This window comes from Veillonella sp. (assembly GCF_015058545.1).
Taxonomy (GTDB): domain Bacteria; phylum Bacillota; class Negativicutes; order Veillonellales; family Veillonellaceae; genus Veillonella_A.
The window spans coordinates 1-5,262 of the sequence record NZ_SVCB01000087.1 but is presented as its reverse complement, the minus strand read 5'-3'; the positions used below and the strand labels follow the sequence as shown (position 1 = coordinate 5,262).

General features: G+C 44.6%; 6 protein-coding genes. 3 read left to right on the top strand and 3 right to left on the bottom strand.

The genetic code is table 11. The features are described 5' to 3' along the window. Window positions 1-208 precede the first annotated feature (208 nt). The 3 genes from E7204_RS05905 to E7204_RS05895 all read right to left on the bottom strand — a co-directional run bounded on the left by E7204_RS05905 (window position 209) and on the right by E7204_RS05895 (window position 2,006). Window positions 209-439, bottom strand: a complete 231-nt coding sequence (locus E7204_RS05905) for a hypothetical protein (protein WP_021840628.1) — start codon at window positions 437-439, stop codon at window positions 209-211. A gap of 10 nt (window positions 440-449) precedes the next feature. Beyond that, entirely contained in the window at window positions 450-1,166 is a 717-nt protein-coding gene (locus E7204_RS05900) for a metallophosphoesterase (RefSeq protein ID WP_295182730.1), read from the bottom strand. Between the two features lie 72 nt (window positions 1,167-1,238). Next, entirely contained in the window at window positions 1,239-2,006 is a 768-nt protein-coding gene (locus E7204_RS05895; protein ID WP_295182727.1) for a DUF4931 domain-containing protein, read from the bottom strand. 188 nt (window positions 2,007-2,194) lie between these two features. Here E7204_RS05895 and E7204_RS05890 point away from each other — a divergent pair, with 188 nt between their 5' ends. From E7204_RS05890 to E7204_RS05880, 3 genes are all read left to right on the top strand, one after another. After that, the gene (locus E7204_RS05890; RefSeq protein ID WP_295182725.1) at window positions 2,195-2,716 is read left to right on the top strand and encodes an 8-oxo-dGTP diphosphatase; all 522 of its coding nucleotides are present in this window, start codon (window positions 2,195-2,197) and stop codon (window positions 2,714-2,716) included. A gap of 89 nt (window positions 2,717-2,805) precedes the next feature. Next, window positions 2,806-3,942: an A/G-specific adenine glycosylase gene (mutY, locus tag E7204_RS05885; RefSeq protein ID WP_295182733.1), complete on the top strand. Its 1,137-nt coding sequence runs from the start codon at window positions 2,806-2,808 to the stop codon at window positions 3,940-3,942. Between the two features lie 54 nt (window positions 3,943-3,996). Further along, complete coding sequence (locus tag E7204_RS05880) at window positions 3,997-5,190, top strand: metallophosphoesterase (protein WP_295182721.1); 1,194 nt, start codon at window positions 3,997-3,999, stop codon at window positions 5,188-5,190. The last annotated feature ends 72 nt before the right edge of the window (window positions 5,191-5,262 follow it).

The following is a 5,262-nucleotide window of genomic DNA, read 5'->3' as shown; positions in this document are numbered from 1 at the left end:
TAAAAGCCCCCGAGTAGGGGGCAGCCAGTGGTAATAGAGTGGTTGTCAGATTACTCAAAGCCCTCTTTAGAGGGCAACCACTAGAGAAAGACCCTTATAGGGTCAGAGCAAACCACCCGTTCTACGGGTGGTTATGATTTTCAAAATATTGATTTGCTGAAGCGGTAACGAGCTTCAAGAGCGCCGTCCCTATAGTTTCCCTATAGTTTTAAAACGACCGTTTGCCCAATTTAGGATGGCTGCATGGCTTGAGGGACAAGGTGTCGATGAGATGGGTCGCTTCGTCAAGGCTCACGTCCTCGTAATTGCCATGTCGTTCCAAGACGCACATAGGGGAATCGACGCCTACTTCGCCGGCGGGCAAATAAATATATTCTTCATTGGCTATATCGCCGAAGATATAGCCTGCTTGTAAATGTTCACGATGAATACGACTCATAAAAAGCTCCTTATAAAATTTGTTTGAGTTTGAAATCCATATAATCTGCCGAAACGAGATGCAATTTTGTATTACCAAACGTTTCGGGAATGCGATCAAAGGAATTTTTGTCATGAAGATGACCGAAAATACAATGATCAACTTTATATTTTGCTAAAAGTTCCGTAAAGCCGCTTGGTTCGTTTTTATCATTAAATGGCGGGTAGTGTAAGAGCAAAATGCGAATCGGAGCTTGCACTGATGAGCTTTTACGAAGGGCCTGCTCCATTTCATTGAGCGCTGCTTCCGTGCGAAGCAGTTCGCGGGCATAGATGGACGTATCATCCGCTTCTTCAAAGGATGTATCATTGGGGCAAAGATAACCGCGCGTGCCGCCAAATGCAATGTGGCCAATCGCGGTGCCGTGACCTTGCAAAAAGGTCAGCTCATGTTGCATGGCCGTGTCCATTTTCTTGGCACTGCTCCACCAGTAATCGTGATTACCGCGGATTAAATAAATTTGGCCCGGCAGCTGGGCAATTGCTTTTAAATCAGACACTGCCTCCGCCAGGCGTAAAGCCCATGAAGTATCGCCTACAACAAAGACAATATCCTCATCGCTCACTTGTTCGAGCCAAGAAGCTATGATGCGCTCGCGATGGTTTTGCCAATGGGGACCGAATACATCCATTGGCTTGGTAGGCGGTTCGCCTGAAAAGTGAAGATCGCCAATGGCAAAAATTTTCATGGTATCTCCTAACTAATAATTAATTATGCTTAAATGTCAAGCTAGTTCGCCACAAATGTAAGGGCATACTAATTAGACAAAAAAGTCACGATTCAATTCATTTTTAATCTGTTCAACGCGCTCCTTGTTGCTAATCTGACTGATAGAATAGCCGATATACAACGGTGAGGTAACGTAACGAGGTACTATTTTAACATACTGTGAACCGGTCTGTAAATCGTAGAAGAACAGATTGTACGAACCGCTGTGCCGTGAAAAGTCTGTTAAAATATAGTGTAAGATTTGTTGAATTCGTTTAGCCATCAAGGCTCTGGACGTTTTTTCATTAAACTCCATATTGAATTCGAAAAAACCGATAATGGGCTTATCGGATAAGGTAATTTTTAAATTATCGTCTTCTTTAAGAATAGGGCCATCAAAATGGTGAACCTTAATGTCTTCCCGATAATCGTAATCGTATAAGCCGATAATTTGGCTGTGGGGATGACGAATGGAGCCCCCGGACATTGGCCCGTAGTTTTTAAAATATAAGACGGACTTAAACTCTTCGCGGGTCATAGTTTCTTGCCATTTGCGCAAAGAAAAATCAAGCACTTCGGTAGCGGTTTCCGGTGAATACCTGGAATATTCACTAAAACAGTCGTGCGTTTCGATGATAACGGTAGGCCAAGTACGATCTAAGACGGGATATTTGTTCATAAGCCAGATAATATCGCCCTTTGTTTCCAATATGTCCGTAAGCTTATCTACGGCACAGAACGGGCAAGCCACTTCGCGATGGCGAATATTTTCCGGTTTGGTGCGGCCCATGGCTATGTTAAATATTAGTGGTTCATTCATAAGTACACCTCTCTTACTCTAATACTAACACAGGATTGACCTTTTGGGCAGTGTGATATAATTAAAATATATTAATTTACTAAAATCGATTTAGCATAACAGCTTAGCTTGATGAATCTGAGTTAAGGTTTAAAATAAAGTTTGAAGATTAGATACATTTTTTTTGAAAAAACAAATGAGGCAATGACATGAGACCGACTACATTATGTTTTATTGTAAATGATAAAAAAGAGATTCTTCTGGGCCGCAAAAAGCGCGGTTTAGGCGCCGGCAAGCCTAATGGTTTCGGCGGCAAGCGCGAAGACGGCGAAACATTCCGTCAGTGTGCCGTGCGCGAGTTATTTGAAGAGACTTCTTTGTTGGCAAAACCGGAAGACTTGGAGCCGGTAGCTATTTTGGATTTTCAATTCCCTTATAATGAGGAATGGACCCATGTAAATTACGTGTATCTGTTGCGTAAATATGAAGGGCTTCCTATGGAAACGGAAGAAATGGAGCCGTTTTGGACGTCTTTTGACAAAATTCCTTATGATTCTATGTGGGCCGGTGATGAGGATTGGATTCCGCAGGTTTTAAACGGTGAATTATTGAAAGGCACCCTTGTGTTTGGCAAGGATAATGACGGTGTCATGGACATGAAGATAACAAAAGTAACGGAAATTCCTGAGTTGGAATCGGTGGAGGCAATGAAGGCGTGGCTCGAAGCGTAAATGAGGATAAAAGTTTAAAAAATAAAAATATAGACACCGAAGCTTTAAAGGCGAAATCGGAATCCAATCAGGCTACCGCTGAAAACGCTGTGGCTGAGGCGGCGTGGGTCAAGACGCTCCTTAGCTGGTACGATGCCAATAAACGAGACTTGCCGTGGCGCAAGACGAAGGATCCCTATCGCATTTGGGTATCGGAAATCATGTCGCAGCAAACCCGTATTGAAGCGATGAAGCCGTACTACGAGAATTGGATGGAGCAATTCCCTACCAAGGAAGCCTTGGCTGAAGCTGATGAAGATACCGTAGTCAAAGCGTGGCAAGGTTTAGGCTATTACTCCAGGGCTCGCAATTTACGCCTTGGTGTCCGTGAAGTGATGACTAAGTACGGCGGTGAAATACCGCGAACCCGTAAAGAGGTGGAAAGCCTCAAAGGGGTAGGAGCCTACACGGCGGGTGCTATTTTGTCGGTAGCTTTTAATCAGCGCGAAGCGGCTATTGACGGTAATGTGCTGCGCGTCTATGCACGGCTTTACGCCGTGCGCGAAGATATTATGCGCACCGCCGGTAAAAAGGCGATTGCCGCGTTGGTTGAGGAAACATTGCCTTACGACCGACCGGGTGATTTTAATCAGTCCCTTATGGATTTTGGGTCGAGCATTTGTATTCCGAAAGCGCCGCGCTGTGAAGGCTGCCCGCTGCGTCGTTGGTGCAAAGCCGATGCACTGGGCATTGCGGCTGAATTACCGGTGCGTATTGTTAAGAAATCGGTCCCTGTTATCTCCGTGGTAACGGGACTTATTCGCAATGAAAATGGCGAATACTTATTGCATCGTCGGCCGTCTAAAGGACTCTTGCATTCCATGTGGGAATTTCCGAATGTGGAAGTACCGCGTAATGTGACCATGCAGGATAAAAAAGAGTTACCCTTAATCGGCGTTGACGAACTGGCTCGTGAATGGGAGAGTAAGTTTATAGATTGGCAACATCAAAAGGGCCAAATTAAAGATAGCGAAATTAAATGGCATAGCCAAGCGGTTACCACCTTGCGTCATGTGTTTTCTCATCGCTGTTGGGATATGGAAGTCTATGAGGCGGAGCTTACAGGTGATGATACTCTTGTAATAGAACAAGGCAGCAGCGACTGGCGATGGGTATCGCCGAAAGACTTTACCGATTTACCTTGGGCGGGACCTCATGGTAAACTGACAGTATATTGTAGGAAGTAAGTTAACGAGATTAAAGAAACGAGAGATTTCAGTTAGAGAATGGTAGGTGAAAGCATGTCGGCACGATTAATATTTCTTATCATAACGACGCTTATTATCTTTCTTATAGTATTCGCCAACTCCTATTTGATTGTCCGTTTAACTAATGTGAAACGGCGTTCCCGTTGGTTTTGGCGATTAGTTTTGCTCCAGGTACTGGCTATCGCAGGGACAACATATTACCAGATGGCGCAGGTTCAACTATTGGGAACCGCTATGTATGAGTTCTGGCGCTCATGGGCAACCGGTACTTACGGGCTCATGATGGGGCTTGGCGTTTGTTTTGCCATATTAATTCCTTTGGGTATCGTCATGGCGGCCGTCAATTGGCGGGCTAAAAAAACAACCACGGAAGAACAGGATAGTCGGCGGCAGTTTTTACGCAAAGCCATTTGGGCGGTGCCGGCAGTAACGGCCGGTGGCGGTGTGGTGAGAGCCTATGAAGGGGCTAAAAAAGTTCAAGTTAACCATATTGACTTGGTATTTCGCAGTTTGCCGGAATATTTGAAAGATTATAAAATAGCGCAGATTAGCGATGTTCATATCGGGCCGTTCATCGATTTACGGGACTTTGACAAAATTACGCAGACCGTTTTAAATGAAAAGCCGGATCGCTTGGTTATTACGGGCGACTTAATTGATGACTTGGATTTCTTAAATCCTCTCTGCGGTCGCTTGGAAGAGTTATTTCCTAAAATTCCGGACGGCATTGACTATATTTTGGGGAATCATGAGTATTTTAAAAACCTGCCCCGTGTATTGGAGGCGTTCAGCGGTATTTCCATGCGCATGCACCGCAACTCTTCACTTCGTTTAAGCGGCGGTTCGTGGCCGGTCTATTTGGCCGGCGTTGAGTATTCATTTGACCGCAGCGGTGAACAGCGTGAAACCTATCTGAAGGAAGCGTTGGCCAATGTGCCTTCTGAAGCATTTACTATTCTATTGGCGCATCATCCTGATTTTATTGAAAACGCCTTCGCTCATAATATACCGGTGACGCTTTCCGGCCACACCCATGGCGGTCAGATTGTAGTCGGCGGCACAGCCCTTGTGCCGGTGGGTACGAAGTATTTTAAAGGTATGTATCGGGACGGCACGAAGTACGGCTATGTAAATAACGGCACAGGTCATTGGTTCCCGGTTCGCTATAATTGTCCGCGAGAAATCACGATTTTCACATTTAGAGAAGGAAAAGTTGCAAAAGTATAGTAAAATATTAAAAATAGTAAATTGCAATATGAAATTGAACACTTTTAAAAACCCAGTAACTTATTAACTTCT

Coding starts and splice junctions, on each gene's coding strand:
- E7204_RS05895 (WP_295182727.1), bottom strand. CDS start 2,006: ATGAATGAACCACTAATATTTAACATAGCCATGGGCCGCACCAAACCG.
- E7204_RS05905 (WP_021840628.1), bottom strand. CDS start 439: ATGAGTCGTATTCATCGTGAACATTTACAAGCAGGCTATATCTTCGGC.
- E7204_RS05890 (WP_295182725.1), top strand. CDS start 2,195: ATGAGACCGACTACATTATGTTTTATTGTAAATGATAAAAAAGAGATT.
- E7204_RS05880 (WP_295182721.1), top strand. CDS start 3,997: ATGTCGGCACGATTAATATTTCTTATCATAACGACGCTTATTATCTTT.
- E7204_RS05900 (WP_295182730.1), bottom strand. CDS start 1,166: ATGAAAATTTTTGCCATTGGCGATCTTCACTTTTCAGGCGAACCGCCT.